This window comes from Micromonospora sp. ZG13, assembly GCF_059359355.1.
Genome location: NZ_JCADBQ010000005.1, coordinates 322215 through 348165, shown reverse-complemented (window position 1 = coordinate 348165; position 25951 = coordinate 322215). Strand labels below are relative to the sequence as shown.

The following is a 25951-nucleotide window of genomic DNA, read 5'->3' as shown; positions in this document are numbered from 1 at the left end:
CCGCCCCGGCCCCCCGGTTCAGACCGGGGGGCGGGGGCGTTCGCCGGCGTCCAGGACGGCCTGCGTCCAGCCGCCCTCGATGACGCCGGTGCCGTCGAGCACGGCCCAGTCGACGACGTCGGTGGCCTCCACGACGACGGGTGAGCCGATGCGCACGGTCGGGTCGGTGTTGGCGTCGCACGCGCTGGCGGCCACGATCCGCTCCGGACTGTCCCACGAGGTCACCCCCGCCCAGACGTACTCGGGGCCGTCGTCGCCGGGCAGGCCGTACTTGACCACGAGCTGCGTCTCCGGGGGCAGTTGGCCGGCGAGGAACCGGGCCCGGATGTCGCCCAGCCCGGCGCGGGCGGTGGCGACCGCCCTGCTCATCGCGTCGCCCGCCCGGGCGTAGCGCACGTCCGGCTGGATGCCGGCGAAGAGGGTGGCGCAGGCGGCGGCGTAGTAGCGGCCGTCCGGCCCCGGATGCCCGGCGGGCGGGCGCAGGCTGAGGAACGAGTCGGCGTCGGGATCGGTGGCCGGATCCAGCTCCAGCCGCAGCAGCACCGGCGCCGTCGCCCCGTGCTGCTCCGGATTGCCGTACGCCACCGCGATGTCGTGCCCGGTCACCGTGGCCAGCACCGGCAGCTGCACGAACGCCGGCACCTCCTCGCCGGAGAGCCCGTCGGTCCAGTCCCGCAGCAGCCGCCGGGCGGCGCCGGTCATCACCGCCCCCCAGGCCCGGGTCAGGTGGTCCGGTACGCCCTGGGTCTGCAACTCCAGCAGCCCGAAGCGGCGCAGCCCCTTCGTGGTGAACCAGAGCCCCTCGGCGTCGGAGGAGTAGGGCACCAGCACCCAGTCGACCAGCCGGATCCGCCCCTGTGCGTCCGGCAGCGAGCGCAGCGCCGTCGCCGGGTCGAGGAACTGGAGGCCGAACACGTCCACCACGTCGCCGTCGACGGACTCGGCGACGGCGGCGGCCACCGCCCGGGCCGCCCACTCGTGGGCCGGCGGCCAGCCGGGCCGGTACTCGGCCTGCACCACGACCAGGTGGCTCGCGGCGGCCAGCCGGGCCAGTTGTTCCTCGGTGGCGCCGAACGCGGTGAGCAGATCGGGCGGCAGCTCGGGGAACTCGCCGATCGGCCGGGTGTCCACGCTCATCAGCGGGCTGTCGAGCATCTGCCGCGCCAGCCCGTGCACGGGCTCGGCCAGCCGGCCGCTCAGCCGCGCCACGGCGGTCTTCGCGCTCACCTTCGGCAGCCCCGTCATCGGCACCAGGTAGGTCGCGCTCAGCGACTCCGGAACCGGTACGGGCAGGAAGTCGTCCGTGATGAGCATGTCGTCCCCCGGTTGGCCGCGCCGGTGCTGTCGTGGGAGAACGCTACCCGGCGCGGTGTGCCCCGTTCAGCCGGACAGCACCACTCCCAGGTAGACCAGCGTGGTGACCACCTCCACGGTGGCGCCGAGCACGTCGCCGGTGACGCCGCCGAGTCGGCGTACCACGTGGCGCAGCAGCCCCACCGCGACGGCGAGGGCGGCGGCGACGGCGAGCGGCCCCTGCCACGGGCGGCCCGGCACGGCCGCGAGCGCCGGCAGCGCGACGGCGACCGCCCCGGCGGCCAGGGCGACCGGCCCGACGGTGCCCGCGACGAGGGCGCCGAGCCCCTCCGGGCGGGCGGCCGGCACCCCGCGCCGGCAGGCCACCGCCACCCCGAGCCGGCCGGCGGCGCTCGCCGCGACCACGGCCGCGAGCGCCGCCGGCCACGACCGTCCGGCCAGCTCCGCGAGGGCCGCCGTCTGCACCATGAGTACGACCACCAGCGCGACCACCCCGAACGGGCCCACGTCCGGCTTCTTCATGATCTCCAGCGCGGCCGCTCCGCGCCGGTACGACCCCAGCGCGTCCACGGTGTCGGCCAGCCCGTCCAGGTGCAGCCCCCGGGTGAGCAGCGCCCCGGCGCCGACGGTCACCGCCGCCGCGACCAGCGGGGGCGCGAGCGCACCGGGCAGGAGCAGGATTCCGGCGAGCACGACGCCGAGCAGCGCGCCGACCGCCGGGGCGAGCGCCATCGCCGTCCCCGCCACCGCCCGGTCGATGCGACCGGCCCGTACCGGCAGGGTGGTGAAGGTGGTCAGCGCCAGCCGCGCCCCGTCGGCGAGCCGCGACTCAGCCGGCACGCCGGCCGGACGGGTCCACCGGTTGCGACTCCGGCCCGGTGCTGGTGGGGCCGGGGCCGGCGGGCTCCGGCTCGCGGAAGTCGGGCTCGGTGCTGGTCGGTCCGGGCCCGGCCGGTTCCGGCTCGCGGAAGTCGGGCTCGTCGGTGTCGGGGGCCGTCTCCGGTCCGCCGTCGAGCGACGGGTGGGCCGGCAGCGCGGCGGCCAGCGCCAGCACCGAGCGCAGCAGCGGTAGCGCGGCCAGCGCGTTCGCGCCCTCGCCCAGGTCGAGCCGCAGGTCGAGCAGCGGCGTCAGGCCGAGCACGTCGGCGCCGAGCCGCACGGCGGGGTGCCCACCGTGGTCGGCCAGCAGGCACCAGTGCCGGGCCTGTCCGGCGAGGTCGCGGGTGACCATGGCGGCGGCCACCCCGACCGGCCCGTCGAGCATGACCGGCAGCCGACGGGCGGTGGCGCCCAGCAGGACGCCGGTGGCCACGGCGACGTCCCCACCGCCCAGCTCGGCCAGCACGTCCTTGGCGCTGCGCGGCGAGTTCCGGGTCCGGTGCAGGGCGTCACGCACCGCCGCGCACCGCGTCATCCAGGCCGCGTCGTCGATCTCGCCCGAGTCGGTGAGCACCCGCGGGAGCACCGCGGGCGCCTCCGCGCCCGCCGTCGCCACCAGCACCGCCGCCGCCGCGGCCTCGGTGCCGGCGCCGCACGCACCGAGCACCAGCAGCCGTACGCCCGCGTCGGCGGCCTCCTCTGCGAGCCGCCAGCCGTAGCGCAGGGCGACCTCGACCTGCTCGCCGGTCAACGTCGGCTCGGCCTCCATCGGTGCGGACGACGGTGCCTCCACCACCTGGAGTTCGGCGCCGCTCTCGGCGGCGAGCCGGGCCAGCGCCCCCTGCCCGGCGCGGGCCTGCCGGGCGCGGCGCGCCGACTCGCCCTCGACGGTGCCGGCGGCGGCGCCACCGAGGTGGTCGCCGTGCAGCAGCAGCACCCGCACCGCGCCCCACGGGGCCGGGGTGGCGGTGCCCTGGGTGGCGGCGGCGAACCCGACCGCCCGCTCCAGCACGCCCAGCCCCGACCCGGGCACGTCCAGGGTGGCGAGCCGCTCGATCGCCTGCGGGCCGGTGTACTCGTCGGGCATGGGCAGTTCCATGCCGGGCTGGATGACCAGGCCCGTGGCGACCATCGGCAGTGCCATGGTCGGGGCGGCCCAGGCGGTGCCGGTCGGCTCGGCACCGTGCACCGCGTCCGGGGCGGCCGGCGGCGTGGGGGTGAACACGTCCGGGGAGGGCTCCGACGCTGCCACCGACCCGCCAACGCCGCCGGGAACGCCCGCCGCGCCGGCCTGCGCGGGCCCGGCCTGCGCGGGTCCGGCCTGCACGGGGACGGTGGCTGGGTGCGGGGCGCCCGGCTTGAGCCAGGCGGCCTGGCCGGCGACCACGAGGACGACCGCGTCGCAGGCGTCGGCGACCGCCCGGTTGGCCGCGCCCAGCGCGTCGGTGAAGGCCCGCCCGAGCGGGGTGGTGGGCACCAGGGAGAGCCCGACCTCCGGGCTGACCAGCACCAGCCGGGCCGCGCAGGAGCGCACCGCCGCAGCCAGCTCGGCGATGGTGGCGGTGTCGTCCGCCGGCTGGTGGGCCGGGTCGAGCAGCACGGTCACCCAGCCGCCGAGGTCGTCGACGAGCAGCGTCTCGTTCGGCCCGGCGGCGGCGAGCACGTCCGCGAGGCGGCGCGGGTCGGCCGCGGTCTCCTCGGTGGTCCAGGTCTCCGGTCGGCGCTCGCGGTGCGCCGCCAGCCGGGCCGCCCACTCCGCGTCGTCGGCGGGCGCGTCGGCGGCCGTGGCCACGTAGCGGACCGTCGGCGCGTCGGCGACCAGGGACTCGGCGAACTCGGACTTTCCGGACCGGATACCGCCGAGCACCAGGACCGTGTTCCACCCGTCAACGGACATGCCCGTACTTTAGAGCCAGCACCCGGGCGCGGCCCCCCGGAGGTGCGTTGCGCTCCGCCCCGGCCCCGAGCCGCCGGTCGTCGTCGGGCAGGGCGCGCTCAGCCGCAGTGCTCGAACCCGCTGCCGTAGCTGGCCCCGCCGGTGGCGCCGCCCCACTTCACGCAGACCCCGGCGGCCTTCGCCCGTACCGGCCCGGCGTAGTAGGAGAACGACCCGCTGTCGGTGCTGCGTGCCCGGCCGCGCACCTCCAGCCACGCCGAGGCGGTCGTCGCCGTGCCCACCGCGGTCTCCTTCATCGTGACCACGCAGTTGTTGCCGGAGCCGGCGTGGTAGAGCAGGTAGACCCGACCCTGCCGGGTGCCCGAGGCGGTCAGGGCGGCCGAGTCGATCACCTGGTAGCCGCTGCCGCACGCCTCGACCGGCGTGTACGGGTTCGGCCTCGCCGGTCGGCCGGCCGTCGGTTCGGCACCCGGCCGACCGGAGGCGGTGGGGGTCGGCTCACCGCCGCCCGCCGTCGGGACCGGGACGGGCTGGGACGGGGACGCCGACGGCCGGCCGGACGCCGTTGGACCCGTCGGGCGGGTGGCGTCCGACGTGGGCTCGACGCGGAGCCGGCCCGTCCCGTCGTCGGCCGCCGCGCCGGGCGAGCCCGCCGGCGCGGATCCGCCGGTCAGCGCCGCCGGCACGTCCCCGCCGGCCGGGCCGTCGTCGGGGACCAGCGCGAGCACCGCCACCCCGACCAGCACCACGGACCCGACGGCCGTCGAGCCGAGCAGCGCGGCCCGGCGCCGCCGTGACGGCGGTGGCGCGACCGGATCCTCCCGGGTGGGCGGGGCCGAAGCCCAGGTGCCGCTGCCGGTGTCCGGTCCCGGGCGGTCGGGCGGGCCGCCTGCGGGCGGTGCTGCGGCAGGGACGGGCGACACGGCGGCGGACGGGGGCGGGACCGCCGCTCCGGTGTGCGGGAACGGGCGCTGCCCGGCCGGCGCGGGCGGCGTACTGCCGGAGGTGCCGGCGACCGGGTGCGGCCGGGCGGGGACGGGCGGCAGCGGCGCCCACGGATCCGGCGGTGCGAGCGGCCCGGCGGGGGCAGGCGACAGCGCGGGGCCGGCGGGGGCGGGCGGCCGTGCGGGGCCGGCGGGGGGCGGCGACGTGGCGGGGCCCGCCGGTGGGGTGGCGTCGCGCGGCGCCGACCCCGCGGCGGCGGGCGCCGCCGAGGTCGGGCCGGCGACGGCCCACGGCGGGCGGGCGGACGTCGGGACCACGGCCAGGGTCGCGTCGCGGGCCTCGGCCGCGGCGTCGGCCATCGCCGCCGCGTCGCCGAACCGGTCGCCCGGGCGTTTCGCCATCGCCCGCTGCACCAGCGCGGCCACCGCCGGGGGGATGCCGGGTGGCAGCGGCGGCGGCTCCTCCTGAAGGTGCCGCAGGGCCACCTGGAGCGGGTTGTCACCGTCGAACGGCGGCTGGCCGGTCAGGCAGAAGTACGCCACCGCGCCGAGCGCGTAGACGTCCGTCGCCGGGGAGACCGGCTGGTTCGCGGCCTGCTCCGGCGACATGTACGAGGCGGTGCCCAGCATCACGTTGGCGGCGGTGATGCCCGCCGAGGTGCCCGAGCGGGCGATGCCGAAGTCGACCAGCACCGCCCGGCCGTCGGTTTTCACGAGCAGGTTGCCCGGTTTGACGTCCCGGTGCACGATGCCGGCGACGTGGGCCGTGTGCAACGCCTCGGCGGCCTGCGCCACCACCGACATGGTCGACGCCGGGTCGAGCCGCCCCGCCCGGCGCAGCCAGGAACCCAACGGCTGGCCGTCGACGTATTCCATCACCAGGTAGTCGACCTGGCTGCCGTCGGCGAGGACGGCCCGGCCGACGTCGTGCACGGCGACCACGCCCGGGTGACGCAGCGCCGCCAGCATCCGCGCCTCCGCCCGGAACCGGGTCGTGAACTCGGGATCCGCGCTCAGCGCCGGCAGCAGCACCTTCACCGCCACCGTACGTTCCAGCATGACGTCCGTGCACCGCCAGACCGCGCCCATGCCGCCGGTCGCCACCCGGTCGTCCAACCGGTACCGGTCGCTGAGCACCACTCCCCGAGTAAGCACCGCGACACCGTACCGGCCGGGTCGGACGGGGCGGCCCCTACCGGGGGGCCTGGTAGCGGAAGTCGTTGGGGTTGACCGCCGCCGGCTTCGGATCCTCCTGCCAGGCGCCCTCGCCGGGCCGGGCGACGAGGGCGTCCAGCAGGTCCTCCCGTTCCATGTGCGCCGCCCCCACGATGCCGCCGCGTACCGCCATGCTCCGCAGCGTCTCGGTGTCCTTGTCGTGCAGCGGTTCGTCCATCGTCGCCTCCTCCGGGCCGCCGGCGGTCCACGACCGCCCGTCGCGCGTCAGGTGGCCCATACCCGGACAGAAGCCGGAAAACCCTGCGGCACCGGGGCGGCTGCCCGCCCGCCGGACGGATGTCGGGCCGCCCCGTGCGCGGACGACTACGCTTGCGGGGGTTCGTCCCACGGGACATCAGCGGCGAGGGGAGACGCGGCATGGCGTGGAGCTGGCGGTACGAGGGCGCGAACGGCGAGGCGGTCGAGGGGCCGGCGGAGTCGTTCAGCAGCCAGGCGGACGCCGAATCCTGGATCGGTCAGGCCTGGCGGGAGCTCGCGGCGTCCGGCGTCACCTCGGTCGCGCTCGTCGAGGACGACAGGGTGGACTACCGCATGAGCCTGCTGCCTCCGGCGGAGTGATGGCCGGCGACCGCCCGGGGGGCGAGCCACTGGTGCTCGGCGTGCCCCGGGCGGCGCTGCGGCCCAGCCCGGTCTTCCTCGCCCTGGTCGCGCTCTTCGTGACCAGCGGGGTGCTCACCTGGAACAGGTTCGGCAACGTCCGGCTCGACGTGTTCCTCTTCGTCGTGTCCGGCTGGCTGGTCTCGCTGTGCCTGCACGAGTACGCCCACGCCGTCGTGGCGTTCCGGGCCGGCGACCGCAGCGTCGCCCACCGGGGCTACCTGACGCTCAACCCGCTGAAGTACAGCCACCCGCTGCTGTCGATCGCGCTGCCGGTGGCGGTCGTGCTGCTCGGCGGCATCGGCCTGCCCGGCGGGGCGGTGTGGGTGGACCGGCACGCCATTCCGGGGCGCCTGCGGCACACGCTGGTCAGCCTCGCCGGCCCCGCCACGAACGTGTTGTTCACGCTGGTCCTGGTGCTCACCGTACGCCTCGGGGCGCCCGGCGGCGGGCCCGTCGAGTTCTGGGCGGCGGTGGCGCTGCTGGCGTTCCTCCAACTCACCGCGAGCATGCTCAACCTGCTGCCGGTGCCCGGCCTGGACGGCGGCAACATGATCGAGCCGTGGTTGAACCCGCAGTGGCGCAGGATGTACGACCTGTTCGCCCCGTTCGGCTTCATCCTGCTGTTCGCGCTGCTGTGGAACCCCCGGATCAACCGCTGGTTCTTCGACGCGGTCTTCGCCGTGGGCGACTTCCTCGGCCTGCCCCCGTGGCTCTACGCCCTCGGTCTGGACCTGATCCGCTTCTGGCAGGGCTGAGGGCGTTGTCCGGCCCGGCCGGCCGCCTCGGCGGGGGTGGCCGGGCCGGGACGCGTCACGGGCGCTCGGCGGGAGACTCCGTGCGGGCCGGGTCGCGCTCGACGATCGGGTCGAGGATCTCGTCGATCGCCTTGAGCAGTTCGGCGTCGAGCCTGACGCCGGCCGCCTTGACGTTGTCGTGCACCTGCTCCGGGCGGGAGGCGCCGATGATCGCCGAGGAGACGTTCGGGTTCTGCAGCACCCAGGCGACGGCGAGCTGCGCCATGCTCAGCCCGGCCTGCTCGGCCAGCGGCTTGAGCCGCTGCACCCGGGTCAGGACGTCGTCGGTCATGAACCGGGAGATGAAGCCCGCGCCCGACTTCTCGTCGGTGGCCCGGGAGCCGGCCGGCGGCGGCTGGCCCGGCAGGTACTTGCCCGAGAGCACGCCCTGCGCGATCGGCGACCAGACGATCTGCCCGACGCCCAGCTCCTCGCTCGTGGGTACGACCTCGGACTCGATGACCCGCCAGAGCATCGAGTACTGCGGCTGGTTGGAGACCAGCGGGATGCGCAGCTCACGGGCGAGCTGGTGGGCCGCGCGGATCTCCGACGCCTTCCACTCGGAGACGCCGATGTAGTGCGCCTTGCCGGAGTGCACGACGTCGGCGAACGCCTCCATCGTCTCCTCCAGCGGCGTGCTGTAGTCGTACCGGTGGGCCTGGTAGAGGTCCACGTAGTCGGTGCGCAGCCGGCGCAGCGAGCCGTTGATCGACTCCATGATGTGCTTGCGGGACAGGCCCCGGTCGTTGCGGCCCGGCCCCGTGGGCCAGTACACCTTGGTGAAGATCTCCAGCCCCTCGCGCCGCTCGCCCTCCAGCGCGCGGCCCAGCACGTCCTCGGCGCGGGTGCCCGCGTACACGTCGGCCGTGTCGAAGGTGGTGATGCCGGCGTCCAGGGCGGCCCGGACGCAGGCGAACGCCGCGTCCTCCTCGACCTGCGAGCCGTGGGTGATCCAGTTGCCGTACGAGATCTCGCTGACCATCAGGCCGGAACGGCCCAGGTGACGGAATTCCATGAGTCGACCCTAGCCCGTTCGGATCATGTCCACCCGCCGTGGCGGCGCGGTGTCGCTCAGAGCACGGGGCTGGTGTCGACGAGCAGCCGCTCGATCTCGGCCACGACCTCGTCGCGGTCGCGGTGCACGGGCTCGATCAGCGGCTCACCCCGGCGGTCGAGCGCGCCCCAGCGCCCCGTGCCGTCGCCGACGAGGAACGCGACCGGGTGGATGACCAGCGCCGGATGGGTCGGCGGGACCAGCACCTTCCCGGTCCGGTTCACCACGCCACGCCGGCCGGCCACGTCCACCACGGCCAGCCCCTCCTCGGTGAAGCCGTCGACGTAGCGGCCGTCGGCCAGGACGGTGACGAACCCGTGGTGCCGGGTGGGCACCACGATCCGACCGTTGCGGTCGACCGCGCCCCAGCCGTCCCGGCGGACCACCGCCACGCCGCGCCGGAACGGGCGTACGTCCGCGAAGCCGTGCGGCACGACCACCTCGCCGGTGGCGTCGATCGCCACCCAGCCGGCGTCGCCGCCGTCGGAGACCCAGGCCAGCCCGTCGGAGAAGGAGCGCACCACCGGGTACGACGGTTCGAGCACCGCGGCGCCGGTGCGGTCGACCAGCGACCACCGCTCGGTCTCGGGCCGCCGCACCCAGGCCAGCCCGTCGCGGAACGGCTGCGCCTCCGCGTACTCGGCCGCGATGACCATGTCGCCGTCCGGGCCGGCGAAACCCCACAGGTCGCCGTCGCGCGCCGGCGCCGGCGGCCGGTCACGCTCCAGCACCTCCTCGCGGGTGCGGGGGTACGGCCCGAAGCCCGTCTCCGCGACCCGCTCCGCCACCGCGTCCAGGCTCAACCGGATCCGCGCCTGCAACTCGGGGTCCTCGGTGCCGCGCAGGTCAAGGGCACGCTCGAAGTGGTGGCAGGCCTCCATGAGCCGGCCCTGGTCGTAGCAGGACCGGCCGGCGTGCTCGTGCAGCACCGCGCGCAGCCGCTCGGGCAACTCGGTGGAGTTGGCCTCGGCGAAGAGCCGGTCGGCCTCGACGAACTCGCCGCGCCATCGCAACACGTGCGCCAGCCGCGCCTGCGCCACCGCCGTACGCCGTAGCTCTCCCGTGGCCTCCGCGTACGTCAGCGCGAGCCGACCGTCCGCGAGGGCGTCGTCCAGTTCGCCGAGGATCCGCGACACCACCGCCCGCAGACTGAGCAGCCGCGCGCGCGACTTGTTGTCCACCGCGGCGCCCAACTTCTCGGTCAGCCGGCGCCGGATCGTCCGGAACTCGTCCGGCTCCGCCACGATCTCCCGCAGGGTCGCCGGATCGAGCCGCCAGCGGTAGCTCGCCAGCACCTGCTCCGGATCACCCTGCGCCGCACTCTGCCGGCCAGCGTCCCGCGTACCGCCACTCGTCCCGGTGGCCGATGGCCCGGCGGCGCTCGGGCTGGCGGTGCTCGGGGTGGCGGTGCTGCCTTCGGCGGCTCGTGGGCCGACGGTGCTCGGTTCGCCCGTGCTGGCGTCAGCGGCTCGTGGGCTGGTGACGCCCGATCCGGTGGCGCCTGGTTCTGCGGCGCGTGGGCCGGCGGTGCTGCGCTCGCGGGCGCTCGTGTCGGCGGTACGGGACGCGGTGGTCGCTGCCGCGTCCGTCATCGGTACTTGCGCACCGAGCGGTGTGGCGGAGGGCGGCACGATGGGTGGTGCGGCGGCTACTGGCGCAGCGGCCGGTGGCATGGCGGCGTCGGGCGCCTCGGCAGGCGGCGTGGCGGCGTCCGGCGCGTCGGCGGGCGGCGTGGTGGCCGGTGTGGGGGTGACCGGCATGGCGGCAGGCGGTGCGGACACCGGCCGCGTCGGTACGTCCGATGACTGGGCGGAGGCGGCCCACGCCGGCTGCGGTGCTTCCGTCGGCGCGGATGCGTGATGCTCCGGTGGCGCGGCCACGAGCGGCACTGGCGCGGAGACCGGCGTGACCGGAACGTCGACGGGCGGCGCGGTCGTCGGCTGCGTCGGCCGTTCGGCGGCGGACTGCGCCGGCGTCGTGTCGCTGCGGATCACCGAGGTTGCCGCCGGCGGGGGCGTCGGCTGCGTCGGCGGTTCGGTGACGGCCGGTGCGGGTGGGATGTGGCCGGCGGGTGTCGAGGTTGCCGGCGGCGCGGACACGGGCCGGGCCGCAACGAGGCCTGTGGCGGAAGCGGGCTGCGCCTCGTCCGGTGCCGCCAGGACCGGCTCGCCCGGGTCGGTCGAGGGTGCAGCGGCAGAACTGGTCCGGAACACCTCCGCCGCCTCCCTCGACGGGCCGTCGGCGGGCGAGACCGTCGATGGTGACCCGGTGGTGACGGCTGAGGTGGCCGCCGGTGGCGGATCGGCCGCGACGGGTGGAACACCAGGGGTGTCAACGGCCCTCGGTGACAACCATGGTGTTCCACCGGTGGTCTCGGCCGGGACGCTGCGCACGGGTTCGGGTGCGGGAGTGGTGGCGTGCCCATCCGGGTGGGTGGTCGGGGTACCCGCGTCGGCCACGCGCGGCTCGGCGTCCTCCCGACGGGTGACGCCGGTGTCCTCCGCGTCGACGGCACGCGGGGCGGGAACGCCGGTGTCGAGATCGCGCGGGGTCGGCGCGCTCTGCGCGGAGGCGTACGACGCGGGGCCCTCGTGTCCCGGCCCGCCTCGGGCCGGGGCGTCCGGCGGCGCGGATCCGAGGCGTGCCGCCGCGTCCGGAGCGGTTCCGTTCGCCGCAACGGCATCCGGCCCGGCCGGCTGCTCCTGAGCCGCGTCCGCCGATGGTCCGGACCCCGGGCGTACGAGCGGTGCCGGAACCGGCGGGACGGACGGTGGCGCCGACACGGGCCGGGCAGGAGGCGCGGAAACCGGGCGCGGCGCGCTCGGTGCGGAGTGCATCTGTACGGGAGGCGTGGATACGGGCGTGGCGAAGGCGGAGGGGGCCGGCTGCTCCGGCGGCGTGCTGGCCGGCGGCAGACCTGCCGGGGCTAACCCCTGCACGGTCGACGGACCCGAGACGGCAGGCGCCGGGCTGGTCGGGGTGGGCGCCGGTGCGGGGATGGCTGGTGGACCGGACATCGGCTCGATGGACGCCTGCCCGACAGACGGACCGGACAGCGGCTCGGAAGGCGCCTGCCCTGTGGGCGGGCCCGACGCCGGCGCGGGAGGTGCCTGCCCTGCGGGCGGACCCGACACGGGATCGGAAGGGGAGGACGCGGGCGGTACCGGCATCGTGGGCGGGGCTGCCTCGACCGGTGCCTCGGGCACCGGAGGGGCGGACACCGGGAAGATGACCGGTGAGTTCGGGGCAGGTTCCACCGCCACGGCCGGGGCCGGCGGTACGCGGCGCTCAGGTGAGGGCTCGACCGACGGCGTCGACGCCAGGCCCGGAATCGCCGTCGGGGCACCGTCGTCGGCGGAGCTCCGGACCGACGCACCGAGGCCGAGGGTCGGGATGCCGTCCACGTCCGACGCGTTGCTCGCAGCCGTCGTGCCGCTCGGGGCCGGCGCGTCGGACGCAGCCGCGGAGCCGCTCGGGGCCGAGGCGCCGCTCGGGACCGGGTCGCCGCTTGGAGCCGATGAGCTGCTGGGAGCCGTCGCGCCGGTTACACCCGCCGTGTCGCTCGGAATCACCGCGCCGGACGCAGCGGCCGCGCCGCTCGGAGTCGATGTGCTGCGGGGAGCCGCCGTGTCGCTCAGGGTGGCTGTGCTGCTTGGCGTGGATGAAACGGTTGCAGATGCGGTGTCGTGCAGGGCCGACAAGCCGCTCGGAGCCGATGTGCCGCTCGGAGCCGACGGGGTAGTGGGAGCCGACGGGGCCGTGGGGGCAGCGTCCGCCTGGCCGGCGGGCTGCGGCTCGTCCGGCGTGGCTGGCGGGGGCGCCGGTCGGGACGGTCGGAACCAGGCGTCCGGCCCGCTCGGCGAGGGTGCCTGGGGACGCGGTGGGGCGACCGGCGCGGGCGGGTCGCTCGGCGGCGGCGGGACGTAACGCTTGGGCCGGTCCGGGGCGATGGCCAGGTGCGGTGCCGATGGGCTCTGGCTGGGCGTACCTCCGGCTTCTGGGGCTCCCGGCGAGCGGGGCGGCGAGGTCTGCCGGGCGACCGACGGCGACCCGGACGGCGCGGGGGGCGAGGGCTGTGAGGACCTGGCCTCGCCGTGCCCGACGGCCGAGGGCGGTGTGGGCCTGGGCTCGTCGAGCCCGGCGGTCGGGTGAGGCGTCGGTACGTCCGGCCGGGCCGGTCCTGGGCGGGACGGTGCCGGGTCGGACACCCTGCTGGCACTCGCTTCCGGCGCCGGCAGGAACTCCAGGGGCAGCCGGGCGGCGGGAGGTGCCGAGATCGGGTTGGCGTCGTCCTGGGCGGCCGGGCGGGGCGCGTGGCTGGCCGGGGGGAGGCGTCGCCCCGGCACAGGGCGGCTCCCCGCCGCTGCCCCATCAACCGGCACCGCAGGGGACGTCGGCACGCCGGAAGTCGATCCGCCCGAGGCCGGTACGCCGTAACCCGGCGCACCGGCGGCAGGCACGGTGGAGGCGGGTACGCCGGAAACCGGCAGGCCCGAGGCGGGTACGCCGGAAACGGGGGCCGGCGGGACCAGGTCGGGCGTGGCAGGGCGACCCGCTGCGGGGACGGAGGAACCAGTCCGGTCGGTGCCGGGTACCGGTGATCCCGGCCGTCCGGCGGCCGGGCCTGCGGGGGACACCGGACGGCCAGCCACACGGTCCGCCGGGCCAGCGGGGGATACCGGGCGGCTGGCGGTCGGGGCGGCGGGCGACACCGGAACCGGAGCACGACCCGCCGTCTGCCCGGAGAGCGGCCCGGCGGGCGACACCGGTCCGCTGACGGGACCCGAAGGCGAGACGGGCGTGCCGGGAGGTCCGGCGGGCGACACCGGCCGACCGTGGACCGGCTCGACGGGAACGGGCCCGGTGGAGCGTGGCAGGTCGCGGAACGGCGCGGGGGAGACGGGGCGCCCGGGCATGGGGACCTCCCCAGCCGGCCCCCGGAAGCCCACCGGCCCGGCAGCCGCGCGCCCAGGAGCCGCCGGCCCGGCAGCCGCGCGCCCGGTCGGGGCTCCGGAGGTCGGGGCGCTGTAGGGCTGGGACGGCCGCTGGTCGTACGCGGGCGGTGGCGGCGGGGTCGTGGCCTCTTCTGGGCGGGAACGGTCGGCCGGTCGCCGGTGTTCGGGGCCGGGCTCGGCCCGCCGCGCCGCGTCCCGGTCGAAGCCGGGCCGCACGGGGCCGGGTGGTGGCCACGGCAGGCCGCCGCCCGGCTGCGGCTGTACCCGGGGCTCCCGGTACGCCTCGGCGTCCCGGTGGGCGTCCGGCCGGGCGGTCCTGTGCGGGGCCCGTTCGGGGTACGCCTCGGCTCGCGCCGCCTCGTGCGTCCGCCGGTGCTCCGCCGGCTCCTGCTGCGGCCGTTGCCCGTCGGGGCGCGGCTGCTGCCCGGCGGGAGCCCGGTCGGGGCGCGGCCACCCGCCGGCGGCTACGCCCGGCTCGTGATTGCGCCCGTGCGGGCCACCCTCCCGGCGCGGCTCGGCGGACCGCTCCCGCTGCGGGTCGGCGGGGCGATCGCGGCGGGGGTCGGCGGAGCGGTCACCCTGCGGGGCGGCGGGACGATCACGGCGCGGGTCGGACGAGTGCTCCCGCTGAGGATCGGCGGGCCGATCGCGGCGGGGGTCGGCGGGACGGTCCCACTGAGGAGACGCCGAGCGATCCCACTCGGTGGGGTACTCCCGGCGCGGGTCCGACGGACGGTCCCACTGCGTGCCCGGCGGGCGTTCGCGCTGACCGTCGGAGGGGCGGGGCTCCGGGGCGGGGGTTCCCCACTGGTAGCGCGGCCGGTGTGCGTCCCCGCCGGGCTTGCGGTCGGCGGCGCCGTCGGGTCGGCGCTCGGGTCCGGGCGGGGCCGGGCGGTCGGGGCCGCGCTCGGCCCGGCGGTCGTGGCCCTCCGGCCGGTGGTCGTAGCCGGCGTCGGGGTGTCCGTACGCCGGGGAACGGCGCGGCGGCGCGTCCTCGTCGGGCTCCGGGAGCCAGCCGGGTTCGGACCTGCCGGCGGGGGAGACGGGGCGGTCCCGGCCGGCCGGCTCGTAGCGCGGGGTGCGGGTGTCGTGGCGGGCGGGGCCCGCGTGGTCGCGCTGTCGGGGGGAGTCGGCGGGCCGGCCGGGGGCGTCGAATCCGCCCCGGTCGTTGCGGTGCGGTTGCTCCTGCCGGGGCGGCCACTGGCGGTCGTCGGGCCGGCGCGGGTCGGCGTGCGGGTGGCGGTACGGCTCGTCGCCGTGCCGTCGCGCGTCGAGGCCGTTCCACGCCTCCTGCCGGCCGGGGCGCCCGTCGGGCAGGTCGTCCCACGAGCGGCCGATGTAGGTCCCGTCGGGTCGGGTCGGCGCGAGCGGGGGCACCTCGGCCCGGCCGACGGCCGAGCGGCCCCCTCGCGCGGACGGCGCGTGTTCGACGCCGATGTCGCCCGCGTAGCGCTGGCCCGGGAACTGGGGGTGCCACTCGGTGGTCGGCTCGATCATCCAGGCCGGTTCGGCGGCGTCGTGCCAGTGGTCGGCGTAGCGGCTCATCCGGTCGGCCCGTCGCCACGGAGGGTAGGCGTGCCGCCCGCGACGGGCCGCCAGGGGGCGGGCGCGCCCGGGTGCCCGACCGGGGTCCGTCCGCTCACGGCGGCGCCCCGGTGGCCGGCTCGCGTCCGCTCGCTCACGGCGATGTCACCTCGTTGGAAATTGTCGCGCTGGGCGCTCCACGTGCCGGTAGAGTCGCCCCTCCGGTACGGCGTGGCTGCGGAAGGAGGGTAGCGGCGTGGGCTCGCTCACCGCCACTGTGGCACCGCCCACCACCCCAAACGTTATCCTATGGTTCCGGACATTTAAGGCTATAACCGGATCAGGCTTCCGACGTTACGCCACGTACCGGCAGGCGTCGGCGGCGGGCGTCGTCACCAACACGGTCTTCGGCTTCCTGCGGTGCTACGTCCTGCTCGCGGCGGTCGGCGCGGCCGGCACGGTGGCCGGGTACGACCGGGGGCAACTCGCCACCTTCGTCTGGGTGGGCCAGGGCCTGCTGGCGGTCGTCCTCCTCTGGGGCTGGACCGAGCTGGCCGACCGGATCCGCACCGGCGACGTCGCCAGCGACCTGCTCCGGCCCGTGCACCCCGTGACCAGCCATCTCGCCGCCGACCTGGGCCGCGCCGGCCACGCCGCGCTGGTCCGGTTCCTGCCGCCGGTGCTGGTCGGGCCGCTCTTCTTCGAGGTCCACGTGCCCCGCCGCTGGTCCACCCTGCCGATCTTCGCGTTCTCCGCCGTCGTCGCCGTGGTCCTCTGCTTCGGCTGTCGCTTCCTGGTCAACGCGACCGCGTACTGGTTGCAGGACGTCCGGGGACCGGTGATCCTCTGGACCCTCGCCTCGGGGGTGCTCGCGGGACTCTACTTCCCGCTGCGCTTCCTGCCCGAGTGGCTCCAACTCGTTCTCTGGTGGGGCACCCCCTTCCCGAGCCTGCTCCAGACCCCGCTCGACGTGCTGGTCGAGCGCGATCCGGCCGGCGCCCAGGTCGGGCTGGTCGGCCTCCAGGTCGCCTGGGCGGTGCTGATCCTGGCAGCCTGCCGGCTGGTGCAGCGCCGCGCGGAACGCCGCCTGGTGGTCCAGGGTGGCTGACGCGTCGGGCGGGACGCTGGCCGCGTACCGGGCGCTGCTCGGCGCGCAGGCGCGGGCGCAGACGGCGTACCGGACCTCGTTCGCGATCGACCTGGTCGGCAACGTCGGGTCCACCGTCTTCGACGTGCTCACCGTGCTGGTGATCTTCGGGGTGACGCGGGAGCTGGGCGGCTTCACGCTGCGCGAGACGATGGTGATGGTCGGCCTCTCGACCTGCGCCTTCGCCGTCGCCGACCTGCTGGTGGGCAACATCGAGCGGCTGCCCCGGTACGTGCGCACCGGGCTCTTCGACGCCGTGCTGGTCCGCCCGCTGGGCGCCCTGCCCCAGCTGCTGCTGATGGACCTGCCGCTGCGCAAGGTGTCGCGCGCGGTCTTCGGGCTCGCCGTGCTGGTCGTCGCCGTCGGCTCGGCCGGTGTCGGGTGGACCCCGGCGCGGGCGCTGCTGGTGGTCCTCGCCCCGCTGGCCGGCGTGGTCTTCTTCGGGTCGGTCTTCGTGGCCACCGCCACCGTCTCGTTCTGGTGGGTCGACTCGGGGGAGCTGGCCAACTCGGTGACCTACGGCGGCCGGGACTTCACCTCGTACCCGGTCACCGTCTTCGAGGGCTGGTTCCGCGCGGTGTTCGCGTACGGCCTGGGCTTCGCCTTCGTCAGCTACCACCCGGCGCTGGCGCTGCTCGGCCGCGCCGACCCGCTCGGCCTGCCGGCCTGGGTCGGCTGGTCCGCGCCGGCCGTCGCGCTGGTCGCGGCCGCCGGGGCGGCGGCGGCCTGGCGCACCGGGGTCCGCCACTACCGGAGTACGGGGTCATGAGCGACGACGTCATCGTGGCCGACGGGCTGCGCAAGGAGTTCACCGTCCGGGTGCGGGCCGGCCGGCTGCGCCGGGAGAAGCGGCGGGTCACCGCCGTCGACGGGATCGACCTGCGGGTGCCCCGCGGCGAGATGCTCGGCTACATCGGGCCCAACGGCGCCGGCAAGTCGACGACGCTCAAGATGTTCACCGGCGTGCTGACGCCCTCCGCCGGCGAGGTACGCGTGTGCGGGCTGCGTCCGGTGGCCCAGCGGACCCGGCTCGCGCTACGCGTCGGCGTGGTCTTCGGCCAGCGCTCACAGCTCTGGTGGGACCTGCCGCTGGGCGACTCGTTCGCGCTGCTGCGGCACGTCTACCGGGTGCCGGCCGCCGCGCACGCCGCCCGACTGCGCCGCTGCCGGAGCCTGCTCGACCTGGATGCGTTCCTGGACACCCCGGTCCGGCAGCTCTCCCTCGGGCAACGCATGCGCGGCGAGCTGACCGCCGCCCTGCTGCACGGCCCGGAGGTGCTCTTCCTCGACGAGCCCACCATCGGCCTCGACGTGGTCAGCAAGCAGGCGGTCCGCGGCTTCCTCGCCGAGCTGGGCCGCGCCGGGGACACGACGCTGGTGCTCACCACGCACGACCTGGCCGACATCGAGCGGCTCTGCCGGCGCCTGGTGGTGGTCGACCACGGGCGGGTGGTGCACGACGGGTCGATCGCCGCGCTGCACGAGCGGTACGGGTCGCGCCGGCTGCTCGTCGCCGACCTCGACGCCCCGCTGCCCGAGCCGCCGGCGCTGCGCGGCGCGCCGCTACAGCGGCAGGAGGCCGACGGGCACCGGCTGGTCTTCGCGCTGGAGTCGGCGGGGGTGGCCGAGGTGGTGGCGGCCCTGGCCGGGCTGGGCGCGCTGCGGGACGTCTCGATCGTCGAGCCGGACATCGAGGACGTGGTGGCCCGGCTCTACCGCAGCCGCTGACGCCGCGACGGCCCCTCACCACAATGCGGGAGAGGCCGTCCGGGCGCCAGGGTCAGACCGGGTCGCCGATGTTGACCCGGGGCTCGGGGGCGCGCATCCGGCGGAACGTGATCGACCGCATGATGGCGTAGAGGTAGAGCGAGCCCATCCGCTGCCCGGTGTTCGGGAAACGCTCCCGGACCAGCTTGCGGATCTTGCGCGAGATCAGGACCGAGTCGACCACCACGCCCAGGGCGAGCGCGCCCCAGAGGATGTTGGAGACGAGGCGGACGACCGGCGGCATCGCGGCGTTCGAGCCGACCAGCACGATGAGCGCCCCACCGAAGAACCAGGTGCCGACCGTACGCCGGGAGTCGACCACGTTGCGGGCCAGCAGCCGTTCCGGGCCGCGGTCGCGGGGGCCGCCCTCGCGGCGGAACTCCGCCGCGGCCTCGGCGCGCAGCTGGCGCTTGCGCTCCCGCTGCTCCTCCTTGGTCAACGGCTTGGTGGCCGCGGCCGGCCGGCGGCCGGCGGTGGGCCGCTTGGGGGTTGCCTTGCCCAGCTCCTTCTTGCTCGGGGTGTAGCCCCGGGGCTGGGCGGGCGTGGACTCCTCGTCGGGGGTCACCGTGGTGACGGCCTCGTCGACGAGGTCGGAGGACTTGCGGCGAAACAGCGACGGCACGTCGAAAGGGTAGCCAAACGACGGCGCCCGGTGCACATCGCGGTGCACCGGGCGCGGAGGGGAGTGGTCGACGTTACGGACGCTCGACGTGCGCGCCCAGGTCGGCCAGCTTCGCCTCGAAGTCCTCGTAGCCCCGGTTGATCAGGTCGACGCCGTACACCCGGGAGGTGCCCTCCGCCGCCAGCGCGGCGATCAGGTGGCTGAAACCGGCCCGCAGGTCGGGGATGACCAGGTCCGCCGCGTGCAGCTTGCTCGGCCCCGCGATCACCGCGGAGTGCTTGAAGTTGCGCCGGCCGAAGCGGCACGGGGTGCCGCCGAGGCAGTCCCGGTAGACCTGGATGTTGGCACCCATCGAGTTGAGCGCCTCGGTGTAGCCCAGCCGCTGCTCGTAGACCGTCTCGTGGACGATGGACAGGCCCCGCGCCTGGGTGAGCGCCACCACCAGCGGCTGCTGCCAGTCGGTCATGAAGCCCGGGTGCACGTCGGTCTCAAGGGCCACGGCGTGCAGCTCGCCGCCCGGGTGCCAGAACCGGATGCCGCCCTCCTGGCCCGGATCGCCGAGCTTCGGCGCCCGGGCGTCGGTGACCTCGTACTCGCCGCCGACGGAGCGGAAGATGTTCAGGAAGGTCATCATGTCGGCCTGCTGCGCGCCGAGCACCTCGACGTGGCCGCGGGTGGCCAGCGCCGCCGCCGCCCAGCTCGCCGCCTCGATCCGGTCCGGGATCGGCCGGTGCGTGTAGCCGTGCAGCCTGGGCACACCCTGGATCTCGATGACCCGGTCGGTGTGCACCTTGATGATCGCGCCCATCTTCTGCAGGATGCAGATCAGGTCGATGATCTCGGGCTCCACCGCCGCGTTGCGCAGCTCGGTGACCCCCTCGGCCATCACGGCCGTCAGCAGCACCTGCTCGGTGGCGCCGACACTCGGGTACGGCAGGGCGAACTTGGTGCCGTGCAGCCCGTTCGGCGCCGAGAGGTGCAGCCCCTCGGGGGTCTTCTCGACCGTCGCGCCGAACTCGCGCAGCGCCTGGAGGTGGAAGTCGATCGGGCGCGGCCCGATGTGGCAGCCACCCAGGTCGGGGATGAAAGCATGGCCGAGGCGGTGCAGCAGCGGCCCGCAGAACAGGATCGGGATCCGGCTGGAGCCGGCGTGCACGTTGATCTGGTCCGTGCTGGCGCTCTCCACGTTCGCCGGGTCGAAGACGAGCTCGCCGTCCTCCGCACCGTCGGTGACCTTGACCCCGTGCAGGCCGAGCAGGCCCCGGACCACCTCGACGTCGCGGATCTTCGGCACGTCGAACAGTCGGCTCGGGCTGTCACCCAGCAGCGCGGCGACCATCGCCTTCGAGACCAGGTTCTTCGCGCCGCGCACGCGGATCCGCCCTTCGAGCGGAGTCCCTCCGTGTACGACCAGGACGTCGTCGGTCAATGCAACCTCCAGCGCGTCGGTGCTGCCGTGTTGATGGTGGGGCACGCGATTGTCATCGCTACCCAGAACGCGGCCATGTCGAAACGGCCCGCGTGAATCGTCGCACCGGCAGCATAGCCCTCGGTGACGAAGATGGACCCGGTCAGATCGCCCCTGAGGGCATTTATCGGTGATCGGACCCTTTTCCGTGCCAGCGTCGCTACGGAAAGTGATCAGCTCGCTGTCGGCGGCGGGGTGTCGGCCCCGGGCAGGGCCAGCATCTGGTCCAGCGCCACCCGGGCGTGGTGCGCGGTGTCCGGGTCGACGGTGATCTGGTTGACCACCCGACCGGCCGCCAACTCCTCCAACGCCCAGACCAGGTGGGGCAGGTCGATCCGGTTCATGGTCGAGCAGTAGCAGACCGCCTTGTCCAGGAACATGATCTGCTTGTCGGGGTGGGCCAGCGCGAGCCGGCGGACCAGGTTCAGCTCGGTGCCGACCGCCCACGCCGAGCCGGCCGGGGCCGCCTCGATGGCCTTGATGATGTATTCCGTCGAACCGACGAAGTCGGCGGCGGTGACCACCTCGTGCCGGCACTCCGGGTGGACCAGCACGTTCACGCCCGGCACCCGCTCCCGCACGTCGTTGACGCTGTCCAGCGTGAAGCGGCCGTGCACCGAGCAGTGCCCGCGCCAGAGGATCATCCGCGCGTCGCGCAACTGCTGCGGGGTGAGCCCGCCGTTCGGCTTGTGCGGGTCGTAGAGGACGCAGTCGTCCAGCGCGAAGCCCATCTCGAGCACCGCCGTGTTGCGGCCCAGGTGCTGGTCGGGGAAGAAGAAGACCTTCGAGCCCTGCTGGTACGCCCACTCCAGCGCGCGCTTCGCGTTGGAGGAGGTGCAGACCACACCACCGTTGCGACCCACGAAGCCCTTGATGTCCGCCGAGGAGTTCATGTACGTCACCGGGACGGTGTCGGCCGCGACGCCCAGTTCGGTGAGCACGTCCCAGGCCGTCTCGACCTGCGACAGCACCGCCATGTCCGCCATCGAGCAGCCGGCGGCCAGGTCGGGCAGGACGACCTTCTGCGCGTCCGAGGTGAGGATGTCGGCGCTCTCCGCCATGAAGTGCACGCCGCAGAAGACGATGTACTCCGCGTCGGGCCGGGCCGCCGCCTCGCGGGCCAGCTTGAACGAGTCGCCGGTCACGTCGGCGAACTGGATCACCTCGTCGCGCTGGTAGTGGTGCCCCAGCACGAAGACCTTGCTGCCCAGCGCCGCCTTCGCCGCCGTGGCCCGGGCCACCAGGTCCGGATCGCTGGGCGCCGGCAGGTCACCCGGACACTCGACGCCGCGCTCCGTGGCGGGGTCGCTGCCCCGGCCGAGCAGCAACAGTGCCGTCGCGGTGTTGGAGGGTTCCACCCAGGTCGAAGTCACGTGCCCCATGGTCCCACAGTGCGGCCTCCCCGCAGCCTCCGGCGGTGTGTGCTGCCACACTGCTCGGCATGCGCGTACTGCTCTGCCCGGACAAGTTCGCCGGTACGCTGCCGGCCCCGCAGGTCGCCGACGCCGTGGCCGCCGGCTGGCGGGAGGTCGCGCCCGACGACGACCTGCTCGTACGGCCTTTGTCGGACGGTGGGCCGGGCTTCCTCGACGTGCTCTCCGACGCCCTCGGCGGGCGCCGGATCCCGGTGCCGACCGTCGATCCGCTGGGCCGCCCGGCGGCCGGTGAGATCCTGCTCACCGACGACGGTGCGACCGCGTGGCTGGAGAGCGCCCAGGCGTGCGGGCTGCACCTGCTCGACGCGGGCGAGCGCGACCCGAAGACCACCTCCTCGTACGGGCTGGGGGTGCTCGTCGCCGCCGCCGTGGAGGCCGGCGCCCGCACGGTCGTGATCGGGCTGGGCGGCTCCGGCACCAACGACGGCGGCGCGGGCATGCTGACCGCGCTCGGCGTGACCCCGCTGGACGACGGCGGCCGGGCGCTGCCGTACGGCGGGGCGGCGCTCGCCGCGGTGCACGCCGTCGACGGCGCGCCCCGGCTGCGCGACGCCCGCCTGGTCGCCGCCACCGACGTGGACAACCCGCTGCTCGGGCTGCACGGGGCGAGCAGCGTGTTCGGCCCGCAGAAGGGCGCCGACCGGGCCGACGTGCTGCTGCTCGACGCCGCGCTGGAGCGCTTCGCCGCCGTGCTGGAGCGGGACCTGCCCGGCTGTCCCGAGCGGCTGGGCGCGCTGCCCGGCGGCGGCGCGGCCGGCGGGCTGGGCGCGGCCGTGCTGGCGCTGGGCGGGCACTGCGAGTCGGGCATCGGCCTGGTCACCCGGGCGATCGGGCTGGACACCACGCTCGACGCGGTCGACCTGGTGATCACGGGGGAGGGCTCGTTCGACCACCAGTCGCTGCGCGGCAAGGTGGTGGCGGGGGTGGCCGGCGCCGCCCGGGACCGGGGCGTGCCCTGCGTGGTGGTCGCCGGCCGGGTCAGCACCGGCCGGCGGGAGGCGGGGGCGGCCGGGGTGACCGACGCGTACAGCCTGGTGGATCACTTCGGGGGCGAGGAGCGCGGCGGGCTGGCCGCCGCGATGCAGCGCCCGGCCGAGGGGCTGCGGGCGCTCGGCACCCGGCTGGCCCGGCAGTGGAGCCGCTGACCGCCCCGTACGCCCCGCGCCCGACGACGGCCCAGGTCACGCCGAACGGGTGGGGCCGGCCGGAGCGGCGTACCATCGGATCTGGACCACACCGGGAATGGCTGGGCGACAGGAGATGTTGGCCAGTGCGTCCGGACCCAACCGCGCAGGGAGATTTCACGTGACCACGCCAGCGCAGACCGAGTCGACCGAGGCCAAGGCCCCCACGTCCGTCGTCCTCACCGACGTCGCGGCGCAGAAGGTCAAGGCCCTGATCGAGCAGGAGGGCCGCGACGACCTGCGGCTCCGGGTCGCCGTGCAGCCGGGCGGCTGCTCCGGCCTGCGGTACCAGCTCTTCTTCGACGAGCGGTCGCTCGACGGTGACGTCGTCACCGACTACGACGGTGTCGGGGTCGTCGTCGACCGGATGAGCGCCCCCTACCTGGCCGGCGCCACCATCGACTTCGCCGACCGGATCGACGCCCAGGGCTTCACCATCGACAACCCCAACGCGGGCAACTCCTGCGCCTGCGGCGACTCGTTCAGCTGAGCCGCACCTCCGCTGACCACGGCGGGGCCGTCCTCCGGGGCGGCCCCGCCGTCGTCTTCCGGCCGGGGAGGCGTCCCCGACGGTGGTGACCCGGGGCCGACCGACAGGTCATCCTGAGGGGGCCGGACCGGTAGGCTGACCGGCGCCCCGCTCCCGACCCCGAGGTTGACATGAAGATCGCCGTGACTGGCTCGATCGCCACCGACCATCTGATGAGCTTCCCCGGTCGCTTCGCCGACCAGTTCCTCGCCGACCAGCTGCACAAGGTCTCGCTCTCCTTCCTGGTGGACGACCTGGTGCTGCGGCGCGGCGGGGTGGCGGCCAACATCGCCTTCGGCATGGGGCAGCTCGGCCTGCGCCCGGTCCTGGTCGGCGCGGTCGGCGCGGACTTCGCCGACTACCGCTCCTGGCTGGAGCGCCACGGCGTCGACTGCGACTCGGTGCACGTCAGCGAGGTGGCGCACACCGCCCGGTTCGTCTGCACCACGGACACCGACATGTGCCAGATCGCCTCGTTCTACGCCGGGGCGATGAGTGAGGCCCGCAACATCGAGCTGGCGCCGGTGGCCAGCCGCCTCGACGGACTGGACCTGGTCCTGGTGGGCGCGAACGACCCGGAGGCGATGCTGCGGCACTCCGCGGAGTGCCGGGAGCGGGGCTACCGGTTCGCCGCCGACCCGTCCCAGCAGCTCGCGCGCATGGACGGCGAGGACGTCGTCGGGCTGATCGACGGCGCCGAGTACCTGATGACCAACGACTACGAGAAGTCGCTGCTGCAGAGCAAGGCCGGGCTGACCGACGCGCAGCTGCTCGACCGGGTCAAGGTCCGGGTCACGACGCTGGGCAAGCACGGGGTGGAGATCGCCGGGCGCGACTTCGACCCGATCCACGTGCCGATCGCGCGGGAGACCCGGGCGATCGACCCGACCGGCGTCGGCGACGGCTTCCGGGCCGGCTTCTTCACCGCCCTCTCCTGGGGCCTCGGGCTGGAGCGCGCCGCCCAGGTCGGCTCCCTGCTCGCCACGCTGGTGCTGGAGACCGTCGGCACCCAGGAGTACGAGGTCCGCCGCGACCTGTTCGTCAAGCGCCTCGCCGAGTCGTACGGCGACGTCGCCGCCGAGGAGGTCCGCCCGCACCTCGTGCCGTGACGTCGGCGCGGGTCGCTGTCGCCGGGGCTGCCGGGGGTGGATGAGAACACTCCCGGCGGCGCGGGTCAGTGGCGGCGGCGGACGTCGAACGCGGGGCCGTCGGTGCCCGTGACCGTGCCGAGGAACTCCTGGCCACGCATCCGGCACCACGCCGGGAGGTCCACCGCCGCGGCCGGATCGTCGGCGAGCACCCGCACCACCGTGCCGACGGGCAGCTCGGGCAGCCGCCTGGCCACCGCGATGACCGGCAGCGGGCAGCGCTGGCCGCGGCAGTCGAGGATCTCCGCCGGCGCCGTCACAGCCCCACCACCCCGGCCTCGGCCCGCAGCCCCGCCACGATGCCGGGCAGCTCGGTGAGGAACCTCTCGACGTCGGCCTCCGTCGTCTCCCGGTGCAGCGAGACCCGGACGTTGCCGTGCGAGAGCACCCCCATCGCCTCCAGCACGTGCGAGGGCCGCAGCGTCGACGACGTGCACGAGGAGCCCGAGGAGACGGCGAACCCGCGCCGGTCGAGCGCGTGCAGCAGGGCCTCGCCGTCGACGTAGAGGCAGGAGAAGGTCACCAGGTGCGGGAGTCGGTGGTCGGGATCACCCACCACCTCCACGTCCGGCACCTCCGCCGCCACCCGGGCCCGGATCCGGGCCACCAGCGACGTCAGCCGCGCCGCCTCGGCCGCCGCGTCGGCCGCCGCCGCGCGCAGGCTCGCCGCCGCCGCCACCACCGCCGGCAGGTTGAGCGCTCCCGGCGTACGCCCGGCCTCCCGGTCGTCGGCCGGCCAGGGCGACTCCCAGCGGGTGCCCTTGCGCACGACGAGCAACCCGACGCCGGGTGGCCCGCCCCACTTGTGCGCGCTGGCGGTCAGCACCGACCAGCCCGCCGGCACCGGGGCCCGGCCCACCAGCTGGGCGGCGTCCACGTACAGCGGCACCCCGGCCTCGGCGCACTCCCGCGCGGCCTCCGGCACCGGCTGGAGGGTGCCGACCTCGTGGCTGGCGGCGATCAGCGCGGCCAGCGCCACCCCCGGCGCTTGTACCGCCGCCGCCCAGCGGTCCAGGTCGAGCCGACCCAGCCGGTCCACCGGTACGGACGTGGCCGCGCCGCCCGCCGCGACGTGCCGCTCGGCGGCGTGCAGCACCGCCGAGTGCTCGATCGCGGAGTGCACCAGGGTGGCCCCGACGCGCCGCCGCCCGGCCAGGCCCCCCAGCACGGCCGAGTGTGCGGCCGTCGTACCGCTGGGGGTGAAGGAGAGTTCGTCGGCGCGCACTCCGAGCGTCTGCGCGCACGCCTCGCGGGCGGCGTCGAGGAGTTGACGGGCCCGGCGCGCCTGCGTGTAGAGGCGGCCGGGGTCCGCCCAGCCGTCGTCGAGGGCCGCCAGCAGCGCCTGCCGGGCGACCGGGTGCAGCGGCGCGGCGGTGGCCGCGTCCAGGTAGACCGGGGATGCGCTCACGGGAGCCAACGTATCGCGCCGGTATGCCCAAGATCCCCCCGATGG

At 75.7% G+C, this 25951-nt stretch carries 22 protein-coding genes; 10 read left to right on the top strand and 12 right to left on the bottom strand.

Translation table 11 applies throughout. The features are described from left to right. Positions 1-18 precede the first annotated feature (18 nt). From AC5L34_RS14365 to AC5L34_RS14345, 5 genes are all read right to left on the bottom strand, one after another. Positions 19-1314, bottom strand: coding sequence for a DUF2314 domain-containing protein (locus AC5L34_RS14365; protein ID WP_494825274.1), 1296 nt, complete (start codon positions 1312-1314; stop codon positions 19-21). Positions 1315-1380: 66 nt separating this feature from the next. Beyond that, positions 1381-2154 (bottom strand): adenosylcobinamide-GDP ribazoletransferase, encoded by a 774-nt coding sequence (cobS, locus tag AC5L34_RS14360; protein WP_494825272.1) that lies wholly within the window; start codon positions 2152-2154, stop codon positions 1381-1383. Continuing rightward, positions 2144-4090, bottom strand: a complete 1947-nt coding sequence (locus AC5L34_RS14355) for a bifunctional adenosylcobinamide kinase/adenosylcobinamide-phosphate guanylyltransferase (protein WP_494825270.1) — start codon at positions 4088-4090, stop codon at positions 2144-2146. Before AC5L34_RS14355 ends, cobS begins: the two co-directional genes overlap by 11 nt. Before the next feature lie 98 nt (positions 4091-4188). Next, positions 4189-6189 (bottom strand): serine/threonine-protein kinase, encoded by a 2001-nt coding sequence (locus AC5L34_RS14350; protein ID WP_494825268.1) that lies wholly within the window; start codon positions 6187-6189, stop codon positions 4189-4191. Positions 6190-6226: 37 nt separating this feature from the next. Then, entirely contained in the window at positions 6227-6427 is a 201-nt protein-coding gene (locus AC5L34_RS14345; RefSeq protein WP_494825266.1) for a hypothetical protein, read from the bottom strand. 200 nt (positions 6428-6627) lie between these two features. On the opposite strand from AC5L34_RS14345, the gene AC5L34_RS14340 reads away from it, so the two are divergent. Further along, on the top strand, positions 6628-6828 hold the full coding sequence (locus tag AC5L34_RS14340) for a hypothetical protein (protein ID WP_088999148.1): 201 nt from the start codon (positions 6628-6630) through the stop codon (positions 6826-6828). After that, entirely contained in the window at positions 6828-7625 is a 798-nt protein-coding gene (locus AC5L34_RS14335; RefSeq protein ID WP_494825264.1) for a site-2 protease family protein, read from the top strand. The genes AC5L34_RS14340 and AC5L34_RS14335 overlap by 1 nt, the downstream gene beginning before the upstream one ends. A 55-nt stretch (positions 7626-7680) precedes the next feature. On the opposite strand, the gene AC5L34_RS14330 is transcribed toward AC5L34_RS14335, so the two are convergent. Both AC5L34_RS14330 and AC5L34_RS14325 read right to left on the bottom strand, forming a co-directional pair. Then, complete coding sequence (locus AC5L34_RS14330; protein ID WP_088999150.1) at positions 7681-8679, bottom strand: aldo/keto reductase family protein; 999 nt, start codon at positions 8677-8679, stop codon at positions 7681-7683. A 56-nt stretch (positions 8680-8735) separates the two neighbouring features. After that, positions 8736-10013 (bottom strand): WG repeat-containing protein, encoded by a 1278-nt coding sequence (locus tag AC5L34_RS14325; protein WP_494825262.1) that lies wholly within the window; start codon positions 10011-10013, stop codon positions 8736-8738. Positions 10014-10077: 64 nt separating this feature from the next. On the opposite strand from AC5L34_RS14325, the gene AC5L34_RS14320 reads away from it, so the two are divergent. The 5 genes from AC5L34_RS14320 to AC5L34_RS14300 all read left to right on the top strand — a co-directional run bounded on the left by AC5L34_RS14320 (position 10078) and on the right by AC5L34_RS14300 (position 18072). Then, positions 10078-10578 (top strand): hypothetical protein, encoded by a 501-nt coding sequence (locus AC5L34_RS14320; RefSeq protein WP_494825260.1) that lies wholly within the window; start codon positions 10078-10080, stop codon positions 10576-10578. A 1002-nt stretch (positions 10579-11580) separates the two neighbouring features. Further along, positions 11581-12645: a hypothetical protein gene (locus tag AC5L34_RS14315; RefSeq protein WP_494825258.1), complete on the top strand. Its 1065-nt coding sequence runs from the start codon at positions 11581-11583 to the stop codon at positions 12643-12645. A gap of 2808 nt (positions 12646-15453) precedes the next feature. Beyond that, positions 15454-16305, top strand: a complete 852-nt coding sequence (locus tag AC5L34_RS14310) for an ABC transporter permease (protein WP_494825256.1) — start codon at positions 15454-15456, stop codon at positions 16303-16305. After that, positions 16298-17113, top strand: a complete 816-nt coding sequence (locus AC5L34_RS14305) for an ABC transporter permease (RefSeq protein ID WP_441174915.1) — start codon at positions 16298-16300, stop codon at positions 17111-17113. Before AC5L34_RS14310 ends, AC5L34_RS14305 begins: the two co-directional genes overlap by 8 nt. Continuing rightward, positions 17110-18072, top strand: a complete 963-nt coding sequence (locus AC5L34_RS14300) for an ABC transporter ATP-binding protein (protein WP_494825253.1) — start codon at positions 17110-17112, stop codon at positions 18070-18072. The genes AC5L34_RS14305 and AC5L34_RS14300 overlap by 4 nt, the downstream gene beginning before the upstream one ends. 52 nt (positions 18073-18124) lie before the next feature. Here the strand turns inward: AC5L34_RS14300 and AC5L34_RS14295 are convergent, their stop codons facing one another. The 3 genes from AC5L34_RS14295 to nadA all read right to left on the bottom strand — a co-directional run bounded on the left by AC5L34_RS14295 (position 18125) and on the right by nadA (position 21574). Further along, positions 18125-18733 carry a DUF3043 domain-containing protein gene (locus AC5L34_RS14295; RefSeq protein ID WP_441174913.1) on the bottom strand — a complete coding sequence of 203 codons (609 nt, stop codon included), beginning with the start codon at positions 18731-18733 and terminating at the stop codon, positions 18125-18127. A gap of 73 nt (positions 18734-18806) precedes the next feature. Beyond that, positions 18807-20207, bottom strand: coding sequence for a UDP-N-acetylglucosamine 1-carboxyvinyltransferase (gene murA, locus AC5L34_RS14290; protein ID WP_494825251.1), 1401 nt, complete (start codon positions 20205-20207; stop codon positions 18807-18809). A 167-nt stretch (positions 20208-20374) separates the two neighbouring features. Continuing rightward, on the bottom strand, positions 20375-21574 hold the full coding sequence (gene nadA, locus AC5L34_RS14285) for a quinolinate synthase NadA (protein ID WP_441174911.1): 1200 nt from the start codon (positions 21572-21574) through the stop codon (positions 20375-20377). A 68-nt stretch (positions 21575-21642) separates the two neighbouring features. On the opposite strand from nadA, the gene AC5L34_RS14280 reads away from it, so the two are divergent. The 3 genes from AC5L34_RS14280 (at position 21643) to AC5L34_RS14270 (ending at position 24459) form a co-directional block, all read left to right on the top strand. After that, positions 21643-22782, top strand: a complete 1140-nt coding sequence (locus AC5L34_RS14280; RefSeq protein ID WP_441175142.1) for a glycerate kinase family protein — start codon at positions 21643-21645, stop codon at positions 22780-22782. A gap of 160 nt (positions 22783-22942) precedes the next feature. Then, entirely contained in the window at positions 22943-23311 is a 369-nt protein-coding gene (erpA, locus tag AC5L34_RS14275; protein ID WP_088999157.1) for an iron-sulfur cluster insertion protein ErpA, read from the top strand. A 170-nt stretch (positions 23312-23481) separates the two neighbouring features. Beyond that, positions 23482-24459, top strand: coding sequence for a carbohydrate kinase family protein (locus tag AC5L34_RS14270; protein WP_441174910.1), 978 nt, complete (start codon positions 23482-23484; stop codon positions 24457-24459). Positions 24460-24524: 65 nt separating this feature from the next. Here AC5L34_RS14270 and AC5L34_RS14265 read toward each other — a convergent pair whose 3' ends face one another. Then, positions 24525-24758, bottom strand: coding sequence for a sulfurtransferase TusA family protein (locus tag AC5L34_RS14265; RefSeq protein WP_441174909.1), 234 nt, complete (start codon positions 24756-24758; stop codon positions 24525-24527). Continuing rightward, the gene (locus AC5L34_RS14260; protein WP_441174908.1) at positions 24755-25906 is read right to left on the bottom strand and encodes a cysteine desulfurase family protein; all 1152 of its coding nucleotides are present in this window, start codon (positions 25904-25906) and stop codon (positions 24755-24757) included. Before AC5L34_RS14260 ends, AC5L34_RS14265 begins: the two co-directional genes overlap by 4 nt. Between the last annotated feature and the right edge of the window lie 45 nt (positions 25907-25951).